Below are 18,231 nucleotides of genomic sequence, written 5' to 3' on the forward strand. Positions count from 1 at the left end.
GCACTTGGCACCGGAGGCGCACTCCTGGTCCAGCGGGGTGTCCGGCCAGCGCTTGGCGTTGGCGGTGGTCCGCTTGGGGCGTCATGCAGCTCGCCTCGCCGGGTGACGTGGACGGCGACGGCTTCGCCGACCTGATCGCTCGCAACACCTCCACCGGTGACCTGTGGGTGTACCACGGCAAGAGCGCGGGTGACGCGGACGGCGACGGTGTCCCGGACGGCGGCACCGATCCGGCGTCCCTGGGGGTGGGCGCCAACCGTACGGCCTATGCCACCGGCTGGACCACGACCGCACGACCGCTGTTCACCGCCTCCGGTGACAGCAATGGCGACGGCATCCCGGACCTGTGGTCGACAACGGCGAACACCACGGCGGGGCTGGAGTTCTCCCGGGCCGCCGCACCGGCCCGGTGGGCCCGCCGACGGTGGTCGGCGGGGGCGGATGGCAGGCGATCAAGTTGATCTCCTGATCCGACCAGCCCGTCAGTGATGCGGCCGGTCGCACCCGGCAACCGGCCACATCACTGACAAAGCGGCGGCGTCGTCGCAGGCGCCGTTCTTGGTGAGTTCTCGCGGCTGGGAGTCGACGAGGTACGCCTCGGTGTCGCGGACGTAGCCGGTCAGGGTGCTGAACGTGCGGCCGCCCCCTGGCCTGACCCGGCGCCCGCCCTCGGCGTGAACGGCCCCGCCCCGCGTGCATCGGCGCGCGGAACGGGGCCATTCGCCTGTCACCTTCACGGTCGGCCGCCGTCGGCCGACCGCCGCTACGGCAGCGGGTCGGCGACGCAGATTCCGGTGGCGGAGCGCCCGGTGACGGTGACCCGGGCGGACTCGCGGCCATCCACCAGCACCACCAGCTCGGCTCGTCCTCCGTCCTCGTCGAGGGTGACGCCGAGCACGGGTATCACGATCGGCCCGCGCATGACGACCTCCTTGCTCCACGGCAGGTGCGGCTCGTCGACACCGACCTCCTCCTCCCCCTCCTGGCCGGTCGGGGCGTAGTTCAGCTCCGCGACACCCTCGCCCGCCACCCGGTACTCCACCCGCAGGCGCGTCCCTCCCCCGGTCACGGAGAACCGCGGCGACCCGCTGACCGCCCCGTCCAGCACGCCCGCGTCGTCCCAGGGGGCGCGGTCCCGCCCTTTCTCGCTCATGCTCAGGCTTCCTCCTCCGCGCGGCACAGCGCCTGCGCCCCCGTACGGTATGCGGGGCCGGGGCAGTGGCGGGAGGCAGGCTCCGTCGGACGAGGAGCGAGCCCGGCGTGTGCTGGAAGAGGCCGGGGCAGCTCCGGTCGGGATCATGGCCACGCTCGAGTCGCGGCGCCCCTGCCCGGGCCGCCGGCTCTCCCCTTGAGCGTACGAGCGGGCTCCAGAAGCGCGGCGTACTCCACGCGCGAGGTCGGTCACGAGTACTGCGCTCAGGCACGAACATGTGAGGGAAGCGCGGCTCACGCCGGAGGCAGGCCGTCCCCCTCTCTCGGCGGCTCTCGACGGCGGACGGTTCATCATTCCGGAGCGAGAGACCCGAGCTCGATTTCCTCAAGCACCCGAGACCACCAGGGTTCCTCATCCACGAAGGCCTGCTCCACCAAGGCGTCACAGGAGTCGTCCTCAAGGTGATTTCACAAGGGTGAATTCATCGCTGGACGCCTTTCAGCGGAGGTTGTTACCGGGGCCGGCGATGCAGACCCTGAAGCCAGTAACTGTTGACTCCGTCTTCGAAATCACCGAGGAACACCGCAGGCCCCACCCCGGGGAACTCCTGGAGGTCCAGTTCACGGCGCGTATTACGCACGAACATCCGATTCGAGTCATCCGGCAACCCGCGTTCAGCCAGCAGTTGTGCGTCAGCTCTGCTGCCCTTGCTGCCCTTGCTGCCCTTGCCCATGATCGTCGCCGCGGCCGTCTGGACGGAGGTCTTTCCCGTCTTCGGGTCCGTGGCCACCACCTTGTCGCCTGGCCTGACCTTCTCGATCGGCTTGGTGGAGCCGTCGGCCATGAGGACCCTGGTGCCGGGGACGAAGCTGTTGGCCATGCCCGCGGCCGACTCGCACGCCGCGCCCTGCACCTCGTCCTTGGCCGTCTCCTGGGACTCTTCCCGGACTTCCTTGGCGACCTTCTTGACCGCCCGCTTCACCTGCCGAGACTTGGGCCTCGGCTTCGGCTGTGAGCGGGGTTTGCCGCGCGCCTTCGGGCGGGCCGCCGCCTTGCGGGCCGCGGCTCTGCGGGCCGCGGTCATCGGCGACCAGCTGTGGTTCCTGCCGGGCTCTGTGTACGGCACGGTCGACTCCGGCTACCTGATCGGCAACTCGGGCTGGGGCGTCATGCAGCTCGCCTCGCCGGGTGACGCGGACGGCGACGGTGTCCCGGACGGCGGCACCGATCCGGCGTCCCTGGGAGTGGGCGCCGACCGTACGGCCTACGCCACCGGCTGGACCACGACCGCCGGCACGGCCGGATGGCAGGCGATCAAACTGATCTCCTCATCCGACCACCCCGTCATGGATGCGGCCGGTCGCCTGGCGCGACCGGCCGCATCACTGACAAACCGGAGGAAGCAGCGAGTCAGAGGCCTTTCGCTACGGGCTCCAGAACCGCCACGCACTCCATGTGATGCGTCATCGGAAAGATGTCGGCTTGAGCGGGTCACGGAAAAGACCAGGTCAGCGCCTGTTTCACGGCTCGCTGCCCCACGTGCGGGCACCCAGAGCGTCAAACGAGCGTCACGACCAACCAACAGCCCATCCTTCCTCTTCCGGCGGAACAGGCTGCCAAGACCAGCTCCCCCCACGAGCCCGCCTCCCACTCACTCCGGACGCAGGCTCGCACATCATGGCCCTCACCGCTTCTCCGGCCGCCATAATGGACTCATGCCCTCCAGCCCACAGCATCCCGCACCCACGCCGAGCGACCTCTCGGGCGCGGTCGCCGAGGACCTCGCGCTGTACCGGGAAAAGTTCCGGCGACGTCTGCCGGAGTCGCTGGACGAGTTGCACGGCCCGACCCAGGGGGTCGTGGAGTTGCCACTGCACATGGCCTGGTCGGGGATGACCTCGTACGACATGAGCAAGCCTCGGCAGCGCATGGGCCTGTACCGCACGGTCCTGCACGAGGGCCTGCGCGATGACCTGCCCTGCTACCTCAACCGGGACCTGCTCCTCCAGCTATGGCCGGTGCTGCGCACCCTCGTCGGTCGCACCGTGCGCACTGTGTGGGAGGACACGTTCCCCCAGCTCGCCTCCCGCACCCGGGCAGCCGCGTGACGGATATGCCAGAGCTGCACACGCGGCTCCTGGCGGATGTGATCGCACTCGGCTCCCCGTATCCCCTGGTCCTCACTGGCGGATATGCCGTACGAGCGCACCGCCTCGTCAACCGCCCCAGCCAGGACCTTGATGTCGCCACCGAGAACCCGGCGCCCATGGCCGACATCGCGACCACGCTCCGCGCCGGCCTGGAAGCCCGCGGCTGGAAGGTACACGCGCTGGAGACCGCCCCGCTGTCCGCCCGTTTCACCGTGTCCGACCCGGCCACCGGGCAGGAATGCGAAGTCGACATCCTCAAGGAGATCTTCTGGCGGCCCATCGCCCAGAGCCCATACGGGCCCGTCCTCGCGGAGGAGGACGTGATCGGGACCAAGGTCCGCGCCCTCGCCGACCGCGGGGCGCCGCGCGACCTGATCGACGTGTTCGCGGCCTCCCGCCGCTGGAGCAATGCCGAGCTCGAGGAGTTCGGCCGCCGCCACGCCCGCGGCCGCTTCGAACGTGAGGATCTGCAGTCGAACCTCACGGGCGCCGAGTGGACTGACGACGAAGCGTTCGCCGCCTACGGGCTCGACGACACCACGATCACAGCTCTCCGCGCCTGGGCTGTGGAATGGGCCGACGACCTCGCTGCTCGTCTCCTCGAAGAGGGCGGTGCTCCGGACAACGACTGATCAAGTTCCGGGGGGATCACAACTGTGAACGATCATTCGAGCCGACTCTTGTGCGCCCCCTGCTTGGCCTCTGGAGATCTTCAGCGGCTGGGGTTGCGGAGACTTCGGGGCGAGTCCGGCCCTGGCGACGAGGGCGCCAAAGAGGTCGTGCGGATTCGGCATCCGTTTGAGGCGGGTCTTGATCAGCGCGGTGACGTGGTCGAGGTCATGTGTGGTGAGTTTGGCCAGTCGCAGCCGCAGCGTCCCATGCCGAATCCGCCCCTTCGCCCTGCTGTCCGCGGCAGCGAACCGGACGTCAGCGACCGATATAGAGAAACCGCACGTAGCACGCGAACGACAGTCCGCGCTGCCGAAGCCTGACAGCCTCGACGGAGGCGCTCAGTGTTCCGTGGAGCGCGCTGTTCTGCTGGAGTGCGACCGTACGTCGGCTGAACTCCTGCCGCTGCTGTCGGGCCTGATCGCCCGCAAGCGTGTTCTCTCGGGCGAGCCGCTCCTGACCCTCCTCCATCTGCTTCCGTGCTTGCACACGCAACGCATCTGTCTCGGACTCCACAGCCTTGCGCTGGGCGGTGAGCTGAGCCCGACGGCTGGCGACACCCTGCTCGATCGACTGTCGCTCCAGCACACCGAGCGCGGTCGGTTGCCGGGCTTTGGCGGATGCGACCAGGTCTTTGCGCCAGACATCGAGGGCGATGGCCTTGGCCTCGCCGATGCCATGGACGTCGATGACACGGCCGGTGCTCAGCACGAGCACGGCGCCGGTGCTGTTGTACTGGGTGTTCTGCACGGACCGGTAGCCCGTGAAGTCGGCTGCCGTACGGATACCCGCCGCCGCCAGCCGCGCGGCGAGTTTCGGTCCGATGCCGTGCGGCGGGGACTGAGCGATCAGCCGTCGGCTGAGCTGATCCCGCACAAACGCGGACTGCTTGTCGGTGAGTGCCTTGGCCAGGGCTCTACGAAGTTCTTCCGAGAGTCCGTCGATCTTCTTGTCTATGTCGCGCTGCTTACGGGCCTTGCGCTTCTCGGCCTCTTTGAGCTCGGCGTGGTACTGGGCTGTGAGTTTGTCCTGGTCCCGTGGGTAGGCAGCGGTCCGCTTCGCCTCCGCCGCGTCGAACTTCGCCCGGTCCTTGCGCAGCTTCTCGGCAGCCTTGGCCGGGTCATCGAGCTGGGCCAGTTCGTTCTTCAGCTTGGAAAGGACGGCCTGTGACCGAGTCCGCTCGGCGCGGCGGCTTCTGGCGAACACAGTGAGCGCGACAGCGACGAGGACGGGCACACCCGGACCGATCGGTGGCATCGAGAACCCCGCGACGACCACCAAGATGGCCGCGACCAGCAGGAGCGGCCAGAGCACGGCTGTGGCGACATCCAGCGGCGTCCGCGTATGGAAGCCGTCCGGTGCAGTGGCCGCGGGAACGGTCGGCGTCGGTGCGGGCTGCGGAGAGACGTGTCCGGTCATCCATCCGGGCAGTCCGCCTGAACCAGGAGTGGCTGCTGCGCCACGGCCCGACACCGCTGAGGTAGTCGTCCCGGCGGTCCGTTGTCTGGGCACGGCTACGAGCGGAGGTAGCACGTCCAACGGCTGGAAGGCCAGGGAACGTACCTGGTCGGCGAGGCCACTCACCGTCTGGTCGGGGTGGGCCAGCAGCGTCTGCAGCCTTGTGGAGCCGCCCGGATTCTTGAAGTCGTCCTCGGTAAGCAACAGGAACTCACCGCTGGGCTCGTGCAGCCGATTCCACAGGCCAGGGTCGGAGGCGATCGCCTTGAGCGACAAGAAGATGACCCAAGCGGAGAACCGGTCCAGCGCCGCCCCAAAGTCATCGTTCCCACGCAGGGGCGACTGGTAGTTGCGGTGCCCCCGCTCAGTGCCGCCCATGCCGGCCAGTGCCGGGACGTACATTCCGTCGTAATCGACCAGCCGCAACGTGTCATCGCTCGCGACGAGCAGGTTGCCGTGCTGGAGGTCACCGTGGGCTATCTCGTAGGTGACCAGATCGTGGGTCAGCGCCTCGAACCGCTCGGCCAGACGGTCGACGGCAAACCGGTGTGTGTGGTTGTCGTCAAGCCAGGAGGACAGGGTGACGGCCTCGACCCATTCCATCTTCAGGACCGGATAGCGATCCCGCCCGACGCTGATGGCGTCGGGAAGGTACTCGAATCCCAGATTCCACGGTTGAGAGAGCTCGGTCGGATCCAGCCCTGCGAGGCGGGAGCTGATGGCCTCGTAACGGCGTTCCTGGTCCGGGATGTGACGGGTGAAGCATTTGATCGCGTACCGCCGGCCTGAGGAGGCCGAGGTCAGCGAGAAGACGCTCGCGAAGGCGCCGGAGATGGCGCGAGGCAGACCGAGCTTGGTCAGTTCCGGCCTTGCGCCTTTGAGTTCGGGATGCTGAAAACAGAGCTGCGTGTGCTGCAACGCCTCCGCGTAATCGGCGCCGCTGGGAAACTGCCGCTGCGGACCGGTGGCCGAGCCCACTTTCACCGCCCCTCAAAGTCGATCCGTACGAGCGCTACGTCGTCATTGCGCAGTTGTCGGCGGTCCCGCAGGCCGTTCAGCCAGTTTTTGAATCCGTCCAGGTCGTCGGGCCCGGCGAACTCCAGCAACTGGCTTACGGCATCGTCCTGGTCCGGGACCGACAAAAGCCATGCGGCCAGGGCGTCGGTCATCAGGAGCAGCCGGTCGCCGGGTTGGCACCAGCCTTCGGTAAACCGCGTGCGGCGGGCCAGCAATGCCACGTCGTGGTTGCGACTGCCGAAGAGGTCGGGAGTTGTACCGAATTCCTCGACGGCCGCCACCGGGAACGCCTGTACCAGCCGGTCGTCGTGCAGGTGGAACAGACAGCTGTCCCCCAGGGCGGCAGCGCGCCATCGCCAGGACGGTTCACTTGTGTCGGGGTGGGAATCGGAGTCCGGGTCGACGCGCACCGCGAGCAGCGTCGCGTAGGCGCCATCTGCGAGCTTGGTGTGCTCGTACCACTTCAACGGGCGCCCTTCCGCGTGGCGCGTCTGCGTGTACTCCACGAGCCAGGGATCCCACTGGGCCACCACCGTCGACGCGAACTCCTCGAACGCCGTGCCGCCGGCCAGCAGGTCCGGCCGCCTCATGGCGTGTTCGGCCGCCGCGCAGGACAGCAGACGGGCCCAGTCCTTGGCCAGTGCACTCTCCGTCGCCCCGTCGCAGACACCCGCGGTGAGTGGCTCCCGCAGCATGTAGTCGTGTGGGCGACCGGGAAGCACGGCGACGGCGTCTTCGCATTCCGCCTCCGTGCTTCCGTGCTTGGGGGCCACGAGGTGCGTGACGTACACGCATGAGGTGGAAGTCGTCACCGCAGTTCGGTGGCTCGGGTGCCGATGTCGAGGAACTGCACGACCGTGGTGATGTCCGCGTTGTAGACGAAGCCGCGCGTGGTCTCGCTGACCCGCTGCCCCTGCGAGGCGGCGTACGAACGCATGTGGCTGGGCAGCGGACTCGACATGGCGAACAGCGTCTTGGCGTAGCTGTCCGGGAGGCCGTCGGCCGTGTCGGGGAAAGCGGTGGGGGTTCCGCCTGCGGCAGACACATGCAGATTGAACAGCAGCGCCGCTCCGTCGGCCGTGGCGTGCGAGGTGATGGCCTCGGCGGCCGCGGTGGGGTCGCCGTCGGTCGACTCGCCGTCCGTCAGGTTGATGACGATGGGCGGGAAGCTGGCCGGGTAGCGCTCGGTCCACGCCGCGACGAGGCTCTCAGCGTACTGAAGCGCGCGGTTCATCGGGGTCCCGCCGTGGGCGACCGGGTCCATCCACAGCGGGAAGTTGACGACGGTCTCCACCAGGCCGCCGGCACCGTCGGGCACCTTCTTGCTTCGCTCGTCTACGCGAGCAGGATTGTCCGCCACCTCACTGAGAGGGACGATGTCCCGGCCGGCGAGAGAACCCGCGAGCGCCGAGCCGACGGTGGCGCCGTAACCGACGACCGCGACGTGGAAGTAGTCGCGTACGCCTTCTTCCTTTGCACACTTGACCGAGAGTTCAGTGAGGAGCCGGTTGATGGCGTCGGCAACGACTTCAGCTTTCTGCTGGGGTGCTTCGCCACCGATGGGATCGCTCATGGAGGTCGACTGATCGACGAGGAAGATGATGCTCGTCGGATTACTGCGGCTGATCTCTGCCGTATACGGCACGTTGGGCTCCTGGCGGACGGTGAAGAACTCGGTCGTCGGAGAAGCTCATAGGACATGCTGACGTGCCGGTCACCAGCGCGCAGGCCAAGTCACCGAGATCCCCCCGGTCTTATGGTAGTGCGAGGACCTTGGCATTTGGGGCGCACTTGATGCCATCGACGAGGTTCTGTGCTTCGGCCTCCTCACGGGCCACCGAGCCGTGCCGTCACTCGCTCCGCTCGATCGGCCCAGACATGCCAGGCAGGCAGCCTCACGCCGTTCGGCAGCAGGGCAGTGTGGCTGAGGGCGAGCCTCAGGTGGCGTGCGTCCTCCATGTCGGAGGACGCCCCGTGGTCCAGCCGGACCTGCGTGGCGTCCGGGCCTCGGCGGACGTCGAAGTCGAAGGGGTAGCCGTCAGCCGTGACGTTCCTGTCGAGCAGGACTCCGGAAATCGCGTCCGTCAGCATAAGTTGAAGCCGGTCACCGACAAGCTCATCCTGCTGCCGGGAATGCGGACCGAACGAATACAGCGCGTCTTTGGCCTCAGCCGCGTCCAGCAGTGCATGCGGCATGCCTGCCCGAACCGACCAGAAGTCGCGGTCGCCGAACACAATGAGATGCGAACGTGCGCGGGTGATGGCCACATTCCACAGATTGACCTCGCGGCAGAGCCAGTTGACCGCGCTGGGGCGCATTTTCGCACCTGCGACGAGGGACAACAAGATCACGTCCTGCTGTCCTCCCTGGAACGTGTGCACCGTGCCGACCCGCACACGCGCTTCGTGCTTCCAGCGCTCGGCGATCAGGTCTTTCTGGGCGCGGAATGGGGTGACCACCCCTACCGTCGAACCTTCCGGCAGCCGCATCAGCAACCGCTCCACCGAAAGATGAACGCGATTCGCCTCCTCCTCGTTCATCCACGACCCGTTGCTGCCTCTGCGCGCCGTTCCCACCACATCGAGCCACTGCACCGCGTCGACTCCGTCCAGGCGCCGCAACGACCGGGATTCCGTGAGCACGGTCAGCCGGTCGCCGTAACAATGCCGGTTGGAGATGCCGACGATGTCCGGATGACAGCGGAAGTGCTCGTCCAGCAGCAGTGATTCCCCCGTCGCGTGGGCAGCCGCGTGGAACGCGGAGTAACGCCGGTGCTCAAGCCGGTGCTCGTCGAGCCAGCTCGCCCGCAGCCCCGCCCCACGGTGTGCCTCCGCCTCCTGCCGGGGCTGAAGTGTCGTGATGTGCTGCAACTGCATGGGATCCCCGATCACGAGGGCCCGCCGTGCGCGGAAGAGCAGAGGCAGCACATCCGGCGTGGAGCACTGGCTCGCCTCATCGACGATGACCAGGTCGAAGAGGGCGGCGCGGTCCCGGAACCGTCGTGGGGACCTCGCGGTGACGGCCCAGCCGGACACTTGCGGCAGGATCCGCTCCAAGGACGACCACTGCCGCGGTGATCGTGACTTCACGGCGTCGATGCGGTCGTGTATGGCCGCACGTGCGGTCGTTGCCTGCTCCGCCACCAACGCCTGCAGCAGTCCTGCCGACGTCTCTCGAACTTGTCGATCGGTCTCCTGGAGCGTCGTGAGAAGTTCGGCGTCGTCCGGTGCTGCATCGGCTTCAGTGCTTTTCCGTCGCCAGGCGGCTTCGGATTCCCCGAAAGGCAGCAGGTCGGCGAAGTCTTGGCGTCCTACAGCCTCTACGAACAGCGGGGCGAGACTGCGCAGGCATCGGCTCCGCAGCCATCCTCCGAAGATCCCGAAGCGGACTGCCGTGCGAGCCCGGCGCAGCCACCGACCGAGGGAGACATCGTCGCCCAGGGCCGTGGCAAGCGCTTGAGGGTCGCCGTTGTGTTGTTCGGCATAGGAGAAGCGCAACCGGCCGAGGTCGGCCAGTTCCCGCTCTCGACGGGCGACCTCCGTGAGTTGACGACGTAGCGACTCTCGCCCCCGCAGGTGGTTCCGCAGTTCACCCCGATACATCTGGGAAGACTGATGGGGCCGAACGCTGCGGGTCAACTGCTCCAGCGTCCGCAACTCTTGCTCGACGGCTGCCTGGTTGCCCGTTCGTACGAGAAGTCCCGGAGCCAGGGCTTCACAGCGCTCCCAGACCTCGTCCACCGCCTTGTTGTTGGTCGAGGCGACGAGCACGGTCTGACCGGCCGCTATGGCCGTGGCGACCGCGTTGACGATGAGCTGGCTTTTCCCGGTGCCGGGCGGTCCGGTGGCGACCGTGAGCTTGCGGACCATGGCGGCCCGGATGACCGCCTCCTGCCCCTCGTTCAGTTCCAGGGGAGCGGTGACCTGCACCTCCTGCTCGGCTCTCTCATCCGCTCCTGATGCCGCCCGCGCGGTGAATGCTCCGAGCGCGGTGTCTGCGAACTGCCCGACGCTCCTTTGTAGCGTTTTGTAGTCCTTCATCAGCTGTGCGGTGGCCGCGGAGTCCGACCGTGCGGCGAAGACGACCGCCACATTGCGGGCGCCCTCATGCGCGGCGTACAGCGAGCTGCCGTCGCCGAGCGATCCGGGGTCGAGGTGCTCCGTGTCGGGCAGTCCCAGCTCCTGCAGCAGACTGCGCAGGTCGCGGACCATGTCCTCCCGGAATCCCGGCCGCCAGTTGGGCTGGTAGGCGGCGAGCAGTTCTTTGCCTTCGTCCTTGCCCAGCCGGTCGAGGACGAGTTTGGGATGCAGGACGATGGGTCCTGTGGGTGTGACCACACTGCGTCCCTGCGGACCGCGTTCGATCTCGATCTGGCGCATGGCGAGTGGCGCGCACACTTGCCGCTTGCCGTCGTAGAGAACGGCGACGGGGTACCCGTACCAGAGGTCGGCGCCGTCCTTGAAGGCACGCTCTGAGAGGTCCACGATCTCTTCCGGCGCTTGAACCGTGGTCTCCGTGCCGGAGAGCAGCACTTCCTCCCCTGCCGACCAGACCGCGCGTGGAGGATCGCTGCCCACCAGTGGCAGCAGTTCGTCTGTGGCGTTCTCCGCCTCCAGACAGTGCTGGTAGTACGTCAGCAGCTGTGCCCATTCGACGTTGGTGAAAGCGGAGTCGTCGTGTACCGCCTCGGTGGCTTTGACCGGTGCCGGAGTCACCCCTCCGGCACCGTCGCTGACTGCGGTGAGCCCAACGGGCAACGGCTTGAGGGCGGGAATCTGACGGCCGGTCGAGGCATCGGCGAGAAAGATGTCACCAGTCACGTGAAGACTGGACTGGGTCGGCGTCTGCCGACGTCCGTCAGGGGCTTTCCGTAAGTCACGATTGATGTAACGGAACAGGTCGTTCGCCGAGACCTGTCCGTCACCATCCAGGTCCGCTTGTCCCGAGTGTAAACCTTCGACTATCGCTCTGGTGAACTGTGAGGGCTGGTCCGCATCAGCGGTGAACGCCTGCTCCCAGTGCTGAGAAGCGGTGATGACGTGCACTCCGCCGGCCTCGACGACCGGCGCGGTGGCCGAGTGCGAGGCCCCTTTGCTGCGGAAACCCTGCACCGCGCTGCCGCTGAAACAGCAGTCGAGCAACAGGACTTTGCGCCGTGCCGCGCATTTTTCCAACTGGTCCGTCACGAAAGACGCTTCGAGGGCGGTTTGCTGTATCCGGTCCGCCCCGGTGTCCGTCGTGACGTAGTACAGCTGACCGTCCTCGCGGTCGTACACCCCGTGGCCGCTGAGATAGAGCACGACCAGTTCGTCCGGCTCACGGTCCCTGAGAAACTGTTCGACGGCCTGCTTGATCGCCGCCCTCGACGAGTCCTCGACCCGAAGACACTTCTCGTACCTTCCGACCGCCGGCATTTCCAGGACCTGACTCAGGTAGTGCACGTCTGCGCGCACAGCAGGCAGGGCGGGGAAGTTCACGTCCTCATACGCAGCAGTGCCCACGAGTAAGGCATGCTTACGACTCATCGCGCGTCTCCCGAGCCGGTCCCCGACCTGTCGCCCTCACCGTCCCGCAGTGCCTTCACCTCACGCCCGGACACTCCCCCCTGGAACTCTGTGACCGTTCCGTCGGAATGCACCACCCGCACCTTGCGGCTCTTACGGACCTCGACCCAAGCTTTGATGGCGGTCCTCGCCAGCGCGAGGGTTCCCGTGGTGAGGATGAGCACGACCTCCGGAGTCAGCAGTGCCGGCCCTTTCGCACCCTCCGTAGCTCGCGTCGCCTCAGGCGGGGCGAAGCGCACTTCTGCGCCGTCCAGCCGATTCAGCACCTCACGGAGTTCCTTCGCTTCGAGCTCCGCATGCCGCGGGTCGGCGCCGAACACCTGGATCCGCGCAGACTCGATCTCGTCGGACATCTTCCCCCTCGTACAGCCAACTTGCGTGTAGTAAAAGTGAGTTACGGGCGCCGCTGGTTCGCCGTCACCCTAGCGATTCTTCCTGTCCTCCACGATCCGGGGACCCAACGCCTGCGACTTGCGCCCTCGTCCGGAACTCGCAGGATCCCGTACAGCGGCTCACCCAGGTCCGCCCACCTCTCCAGGGCGTCCCGGTCCACCAGTTGAATCCCATAGCGGGGGCCGCTGGCTCGCGCGGCTGCCGTAAAACCCCCGGTGGTGACGATCACGGCGAAATGGGCGCCATGGTCGTGGCGGTATGTTCCGTTGACACGCTGGACATCCTGGTCTCCGACCCTTCGGTCCGGTCGTAGCCGCTTGCACTGCACGACGACCCGCCGTTGCGAATGATCGACGACGAGTACGTCGGCGCCCTTGTCCCCCGCTCTGCCCACATGTTCCGCGGTCAGTCCGTCCCTGCGCAGCAAGGAGCAGACCGCCAGCTCGAACTGCTGGGGGTCCAGGGCATCGAGATGGGCCAGCGAATAGCGCACGGGCCCCGCGGAAAGCGCCGAGCGGCCGACCCATCTCTGTACGGCCAGCCGCCCCGGTTTCAGGCCCAGCCCCACTGCCACGGCGGTCAGCACCATGCCTGTCCACACCGGCCATTGCTCGGCCGCCTGCCACAGACCGCTGACGCCGGCCAGGGCAGCCACTCCCCACACCCACCAGGGAAGCGCGTCCCACCCTCCCTGGCTCCGCCGGCGCCGCATCAGATGCCCGACCCGAAAATTGCCCACATACCGAATGCAAGACCGAACAACGCAAGTCCCGCCAGGTCGGTGATCGTGACCAAAGTGAAGGCATGGTCTCGGCAGCGCGCAAACAGCCCCCTGCGTCTGCGGCGACACGGCCGGTGGAACGCTGTCGGCCCCCCGCAACGCGACACCAGCGTGACCCCACCGATCACGAGTAACGCCATGACAAGCAGCATCGGCCCCCCGTTCCCCGACCAAGCCTTTATTAATATCGGGAAAGCTTCCGTCCCGACCAGTACCTCTTCGGCCGAACCATCTGAGAGGCAGGGCACAAGGAGTGGTGACAACGGGCGCCCATTCCTCGTGTGTCCCCTGCTCCCTCGGGCCGACGGGTGCGACGTAGTGGCCGGTGCTGCGCGCCCTCGTCGGTCGTACCGTGCGCGCCGAGGGGGAAGGCACCTTCCCCAGCTCGCCTCCCGCATCCGGCCAGCCGCGTGACGGACATACCGGAGCTGCACACGCGGATCATGACGGATGTGGTTGACGGCCGACCTGACCGGCGCGCCCGACCAGACGCGTCAACTGCCCCCGGCCTCGGTGTCCAATCCGGCCACCCGAGGCACTGGCCGAAGCCATCGCCTCCGCCTTCGCCGCCGACGGCCCGCCGGGGGCCGGGGTGCATTCGGGCCGCCTGGTGATCGCCCTGTCCGGACCGGTCACCGAGGGACCTGCGAACGCCCCGGGCACGGGCCACCACGCGCCACGCCTCGCCCCGCTCGTCGCCGACCCGCCAGCCGGGCCGCCATGTCCCATCGACGTGGTCAACGACGCCAAGATGACCACCCTGGCCGAGCACCACGCCCTCACCGCCGGACGCGAACAGATCCTCCTCGACCCCACCGCCGTACCCCAGGGCATGTGACGCCGGAACGCGACGGGCGGCGAGCGCGGTCGACACTGCTCTGACAGACCATCAGAGCGAGCGTCATCCGAGCGTCAAGACAACCTGCTGCCGTGCTGGCCTGCACCGAACCAGGCACAGCCGCCGTCCCCGTAGTGCTCGCAAAACAGCAGTTCAGTGACACTCAGGCGCATCGGACGTGGTTCACGTCATGCACTCCGGGAAACAGATCGAGCGCACAGGCCGCGCCTGAGGAATCTACAAGAACCCGCAGGTCAGATCCCCTTTGCAGCGGGCTCCAGAATCGCCACGCACTCCATGTGATGCGTCATCGGAAACAGATCGAACACCCGCAACGTCCGCACCCGATACCCCCCGTCCCGGAAGTACCCCAGGTCCCGCGCCAGCGCCGCCGGATCGCAGGCGACGTAGGCGATGCGGCGCGGGTCGAGCGACGCGATGTGGGCGACCGTCCTGCGGCCGGCGCCCGCCCGCGGGGGGTCCAGGACGACGACGTCGACCTCGGTGATCCCGGTGCGCGGCAGCACGGCCTCGACCTTGCCCTGCTCGATGCGCACGCGGTCGAAGGCGGCGAGGTTGTGCCGGGCGTCCTCGACCGCGCGCTTGCCGGACTCGATGCCGAGCACCGCGCCCTGGTCGCCGAGGCGGTCGGCCAACGCCCCCGCGAACAGCCCCACACCGCAGTACAGGTCCAGCGCCATCTCGCCCTTGCGGGGCAGCAGGCCCTGCATGACGGCCGTGACTAGGGTGTCCGCGGCCTTCGGATGGACCTGCCAGAAGCCTCCGCTGCCGACGCGGTGGGTACGGCCGTCCGCGCGCTCGCGGACGAAGGCGCGGCCGTGGACGCGATGAACGCCGCCGTCCTTCTCCTCGACCCGCATCACCGAGACCGGCTTGTCCAGCTCGACCAGGGGCAGCCGGGCACCCGGTCGCGGCTTCAGGATCACCTGGCGGTCCTGGGAACCGGTCGCCGCGATCGCCTCGACGGACTCCATGCCCGTCCAGTCACGCTTCTCGATGCCCAGTTCGCTGACACCCTCGGCGGCGATCATGCAGTGGTCGATCGGCTCGACCTCGTGCGAGCGGTGCCGGCGCAGGCCCGCCTGGCCGTCGGGGGTCACCGCGTACTGCACGCGCGTGCGCCACTGCGGCACCTGGCCCGCCGGGAGCTTGTCGCCCTCGGCCGGCAGCACCGTGCCGTCCCAGCCCGCCTCCTCGGGCGTGAGCCCGGCGAGCCGCTGCAGCTGCTCGGCGACGACCTCGCCCTTGAGGCGGCGCTGCGCGCCCGGCTTGGCGTGCTGCCAGTCGCAGCCGCCGCAGCGGCCGGGGCCGGCGTAGGGGCAGGGCGCCTCGATGCGGTCCTTGGACGCGGACAGGACGGACACCGCGTCCGCGCGCAGGAACCGGGCACCCTCCTCGCCGTCGGTGACCCGGGCCACGACCCGCTCGCCGGGCAGCGTGTGCCGGACGAACAGCACCTGGCCCTCGTCGGTACGGGCGATGCAGTGCCCGCCGTGGGCGACGGGGCCGACCTCGACCTCGTACTCCTCCCCCACGAGCGACCGCGCCTGCGCCCCCGCCTGCGACTCCGCCTGCGGTTTGTTCGGTTCTGCCTGCATGGCGGGGTGACTCCAGATGCGTAAGGGGGTGTGACTGCGGGACAACAGCCCACCAGTCTACGTCGGTGTCGACGAATCCTTCGCCCGCTCCTGGGCGGGCCCGCGCCGCACCGAGCCCGGGGCGTTCCACTCCTGCCGCTTGCGGGCCCGCTTCCGCGCCACCTCGGAGGACTCCAACTGGTAGGGCACCGAGGTCACCATGACGCCGGGCGTGAACAGCAGGCGGCCCTTCAGCCGGAGCGCGCTCTGGTTGTGCAGCAGCTGCTCGTACCAGTGGCCGACCACGTACTCGGGGATGATCACGGACACCGCGTCGCGCGGCGACTCCTTGCGCAGGCTCTTGACGTACTCGATGACCGGCCGCGTGATCTCGCGGTACGGCGAGTCGAGCACCTTCAGCGGTACGTCGATCCCGCGCCGCTCCCACTCCTCGCGCAGCACCTTGGTCTCGGCCGGGTCGACGTTGACGCTGAGCGCCTCCAGGGTGTCCGAGCGCATCAGCTTGGCGTACGCCAGCGCCCGCAGCGTCGGCCGGTGGATCTTGGAGATCAGGACCACGGAGTGCACGCGGGACGGCCGTACGCTGTCGTCGCTCGGGCCCTCGGGGGCCGCGATCTCCTCGGCCACGCGGTCGTAGTGCCTACGGATGGCCGTCATCGTCGCGTAGAAGATCATCATGCCGAGGAGCGCGACCCAGGCGCCGTGCGTGAACTTGGTGACCAGGACGACGACCAGCACCAGGCCCGTGAAGAAGGCACCGAAGGTGTTGATCGCGCGGGAGCGGACCATGTGGCGGCGCTTGGCCTGGTCCTTCTCCGTGGCGAGGTGGCGGTTCCAGTGGCGGACCATGCCGGTCTGGCTGAGCGTGAAGGACACGAACACGCCGACGATGTAGAGCTGGATCAGCCGGGTCGAGTCGGCGCCGTAGATCCACACAAGGAGTCCGGCCGCGCCGGCGAGCAGCACGATGCCGTTGGAGAAGGCGAGCCGGTCGCCGCGGGTGTGCAGCTGGCGGGGCAGGTAGCGGTCCTGGGCGAGGATCGAACCGAGCAGCGGGAAGCCGTTGTACGCGGTGTTCGCCGCCAGGAACAGCACCAGCGCGGTGGCCGCGGCGAGCACGATGAACAGGAAGCTGCCCTTGCCGAAGACGGCCTCGGCGACCTGGGAGATCACCGGGTTCTGCACGTAGTCGGAGCCGAGCGCGACACCGTTGTGGACCAGGTCGACGGCCGGGTTCTCGGCCATCCGGACCTTGGTCACCGCGGCCAGCGCGATGATGCCGCAGAACATGGTGACGGCGAGCAGGCCCATCGCTGCCAGCGTGGTCGCCGCGTTCTTGGACTTGGGCTTTCGAAAGGCCGGGACGCCGTTGGAGATCGCCTCGACGCCGGTGAGCGCGGCACAGCCGGAGGAGAAGGCGCGCAGCAGCAGGAAGACCAGGGCGAAGCCGGCCAGGCCCTGGTGCTCCGGCTTGATCTCGTAGTCGGCCGTCGGCGCCCGCAAGGTGTCGTCGAGGACCAGCCCACGGAACGCGCCCCACGCGATCATGATGAAGACGCCCGCAACGAAGACGTACGTCGGAATCGCGAACAGCGAGCCCGACTCCCTGACCCCGCGCAGGTTCATCAGGGTCAGCAGCACGATCACGGCGGTCGCGCAGAGCACCTTGTGCTCGACCACGAAGGGGATAGCGGAGCCGAGGTTCTCGATGCCGGAGGAGATGGAGACGGCGACGGTGAGGACGTAGTCGACGAGCAGGGCGCTGGCGACCGTGAGGCCCGCCTTGGGGCCGAGGTTGGTGTTGGCCACCTCGTAGTCGCCGCCGCCGCTCGGGTAGGCGTGCACGTTCTGCCGATAGGAGGCGACCACCGTGAACATCAGCACGACGACCGCGACGGCGATCCAGGGGCTGAAGTGGTACGCCGACACGCCCGCGATCGAAAGGACCAGCAGCACCTCTCCCGGCGCGTACGCCACGGAGGACAGCGGGTCGGAGGCGAAGACGGGAAGAGCGATGCGCTTCGGCAGGAGCGTTTCCCCGAGCCGATCACTGCGCAGTGCGCGCCCGATCAGGATCCGTTTGGGCACGTCGGTCAGTTTGGACACAACAGAGGATCGTAGGCGTTCGAACGCGGGGCCGCCCACCCGCCACCCCACTTCCGCGGCCTGTCTGCTCTCCGGGTGAAATCAGGGACGGTCCGGCTGCGGATTCCGCGGCCCGCGAGGTCCTCGTGCCTATATGACTAATCCCCGACCGTTCGCCCGGCCACCGCCGCCCGCTGGAGGTTCCATGCACACGACCGCAGAACTGATCGGCGCTGCCGGCACCCTCGTCGGCCTCGGCGTCCTCACCCTCATCAGCGTCAGGCGCATCAGCCGTCGTTGATCGCCTCGGATCTCCTTGGCGACACCGATTGGGGTGGCGAGTACCGTTGCACCGAGCACGCCGTCCCCGGCAGCTAAGCCGACAGCCGTCGCACCCGAAGGAGCCCTTTCATGGCCTCTGTGCCACCGACCCCTTCCGCCGACAGCCGGACTCGTGTGTCCGCGCTTCGAGACGCGCTCGCCTCCCGTGTGGTGGTGGCCGA

14 protein-coding genes are annotated in these 18,231 nt (G+C 68.1%); 4 read left to right on the forward strand and 10 right to left on the reverse strand.

What is annotated here, in order from left to right; all coding sequences use genetic code 11:
- The first annotated feature begins 83 nt into the window (after positions 1-83).
- Entirely contained in the window at positions 84-461 is a 378-nt protein-coding gene (locus AC5P09_RS48450; protein ID WP_493880060.1) for a hypothetical protein, read from the forward strand.
- 302 nt (positions 462-763) lie between these two features.
- Here the strand turns inward: AC5P09_RS48450 and AC5P09_RS48455 are convergent, their stop codons facing one another.
- Both AC5P09_RS48455 and AC5P09_RS48460 read right to left on the reverse strand, forming a co-directional pair.
- Positions 764-1,153: a hypothetical protein gene (locus AC5P09_RS48455; protein WP_493880061.1), complete on the reverse strand. Its 390-nt coding sequence runs from the start codon at positions 1,151-1,153 to the stop codon at positions 764-766.
- 511 nt (positions 1,154-1,664) lie between these two features.
- Positions 1,665-2,279 (reverse strand): Hint domain-containing protein, encoded by a 615-nt coding sequence (locus tag AC5P09_RS48460; protein ID WP_493880062.1) that lies wholly within the window; start codon positions 2,277-2,279, stop codon positions 1,665-1,667.
- A 589-nt stretch (positions 2,280-2,868) separates the two neighbouring features.
- Here AC5P09_RS48460 and AC5P09_RS48465 point away from each other — a divergent pair.
- Both AC5P09_RS48465 and AC5P09_RS48470 read left to right on the forward strand, forming a co-directional pair.
- Positions 2,869-3,261, forward strand: a complete 393-nt coding sequence (locus tag AC5P09_RS48465; RefSeq protein ID WP_493880063.1) for a hypothetical protein — start codon at positions 2,869-2,871, stop codon at positions 3,259-3,261.
- A gap of 5 nt (positions 3,262-3,266) precedes the next feature.
- Positions 3,267-3,935, forward strand: a complete 669-nt coding sequence (locus AC5P09_RS48470; protein WP_493880064.1) for a nucleotidyl transferase AbiEii/AbiGii toxin family protein — start codon at positions 3,267-3,269, stop codon at positions 3,933-3,935.
- 295 nt (positions 3,936-4,230) lie between these two features.
- Here the strand turns inward: AC5P09_RS48470 and AC5P09_RS48475 are convergent, their stop codons facing one another.
- From AC5P09_RS48475 to AC5P09_RS48500, 6 genes are all read right to left on the reverse strand, one after another.
- A complete protein-coding gene (locus tag AC5P09_RS48475) occupies positions 4,231-6,408 on the reverse strand; it encodes a hypothetical protein (RefSeq protein WP_493880065.1) in 2,178 nt (725 codons plus the stop codon).
- Between the two features lie 2 nt (positions 6,409-6,410).
- The gene (locus AC5P09_RS48480) at positions 6,411-7,259 is read right to left on the reverse strand and encodes a PP2C family serine/threonine-protein phosphatase (RefSeq protein WP_493880066.1); all 849 of its coding nucleotides are present in this window, start codon (positions 7,257-7,259) and stop codon (positions 6,411-6,413) included.
- Complete coding sequence (locus tag AC5P09_RS48485) at positions 7,256-8,092, reverse strand: vWA domain-containing protein (protein ID WP_493880067.1); 837 nt, start codon at positions 8,090-8,092, stop codon at positions 7,256-7,258. Before AC5P09_RS48485 ends, AC5P09_RS48480 begins: the two co-directional genes overlap by 4 nt.
- Before the next feature lie 182 nt (positions 8,093-8,274).
- Complete coding sequence (locus AC5P09_RS48490; protein ID WP_493880068.1) at positions 8,275-11,973, reverse strand: caspase, EACC1-associated type; 3,699 nt, start codon at positions 11,971-11,973, stop codon at positions 8,275-8,277.
- The gene (locus tag AC5P09_RS48495; protein WP_493880069.1) at positions 11,970-12,365 is read right to left on the reverse strand and encodes a hypothetical protein; all 396 of its coding nucleotides are present in this window, start codon (positions 12,363-12,365) and stop codon (positions 11,970-11,972) included. Before AC5P09_RS48495 ends, AC5P09_RS48490 begins: the two co-directional genes overlap by 4 nt.
- 41 nt (positions 12,366-12,406) lie before the next feature.
- Positions 12,407-13,060: a restriction endonuclease gene (locus AC5P09_RS48500; RefSeq protein WP_493880070.1), complete on the reverse strand. Its 654-nt coding sequence runs from the start codon at positions 13,058-13,060 to the stop codon at positions 12,407-12,409.
- A 718-nt stretch (positions 13,061-13,778) separates the two neighbouring features.
- Here AC5P09_RS48500 and AC5P09_RS48505 point away from each other — a divergent pair.
- On the forward strand, positions 13,779-14,024 hold the full coding sequence (locus tag AC5P09_RS48505; protein WP_493880071.1) for a hypothetical protein: 246 nt from the start codon (positions 13,779-13,781) through the stop codon (positions 14,022-14,024).
- A 254-nt stretch (positions 14,025-14,278) separates the two neighbouring features.
- On the opposite strand, the gene AC5P09_RS48510 is transcribed toward AC5P09_RS48505, so the two are convergent.
- On the reverse strand, positions 14,279-15,643 hold the full coding sequence (locus AC5P09_RS48510) for a class I SAM-dependent RNA methyltransferase (RefSeq protein ID WP_493880072.1): 1,365 nt from the start codon (positions 15,641-15,643) through the stop codon (positions 14,279-14,281).
- 57 nt (positions 15,644-15,700) lie between these two features.
- Positions 15,701-17,749, reverse strand: coding sequence for an APC family permease (locus AC5P09_RS48515; RefSeq protein WP_493880073.1), 2,049 nt, complete (start codon positions 17,747-17,749; stop codon positions 15,701-15,703).
- Positions 17,750-18,231 lie beyond the last annotated feature (482 nt).

Source organism: Streptomyces sp. a15, assembly GCF_059026085.1.

Excerpts from the sequence above, each read along its gene's own strand:
- AC5P09_RS48450 (WP_493880060.1), top strand. The coding sequence starts at position 84 with ATGCAGCTCGCCTCGCCGGGTGACGTGGACGGCGACGGCTTCGCCGAC.
- AC5P09_RS48455 (WP_493880061.1), bottom strand. The coding sequence starts at position 1,153 with ATGAGCGAGAAAGGGCGGGACCGCGCCCCCTGGGACGACGCGGGCGTG.
- AC5P09_RS48465 (WP_493880063.1), top strand. The coding sequence starts at position 2,869 with ATGCCCTCCAGCCCACAGCATCCCGCACCCACGCCGAGCGACCTCTCG.
- AC5P09_RS48470 (WP_493880064.1), top strand. The coding sequence starts at position 3,267 with ATGCCAGAGCTGCACACGCGGCTCCTGGCGGATGTGATCGCACTCGGC.
- AC5P09_RS48490 (WP_493880068.1), bottom strand. The coding sequence starts at position 11,973 with ATGAGTCGTAAGCATGCCTTACTCGTGGGCACTGCTGCGTATGAGGAC.
- AC5P09_RS48495 (WP_493880069.1), bottom strand. The coding sequence starts at position 12,365 with ATGTCCGACGAGATCGAGTCTGCGCGGATCCAGGTGTTCGGCGCCGAC.
- AC5P09_RS48510 (WP_493880072.1), bottom strand. The coding sequence starts at position 15,643 with ATGCAGGCAGAACCGAACAAACCGCAGGCGGAGTCGCAGGCGGGGGCG.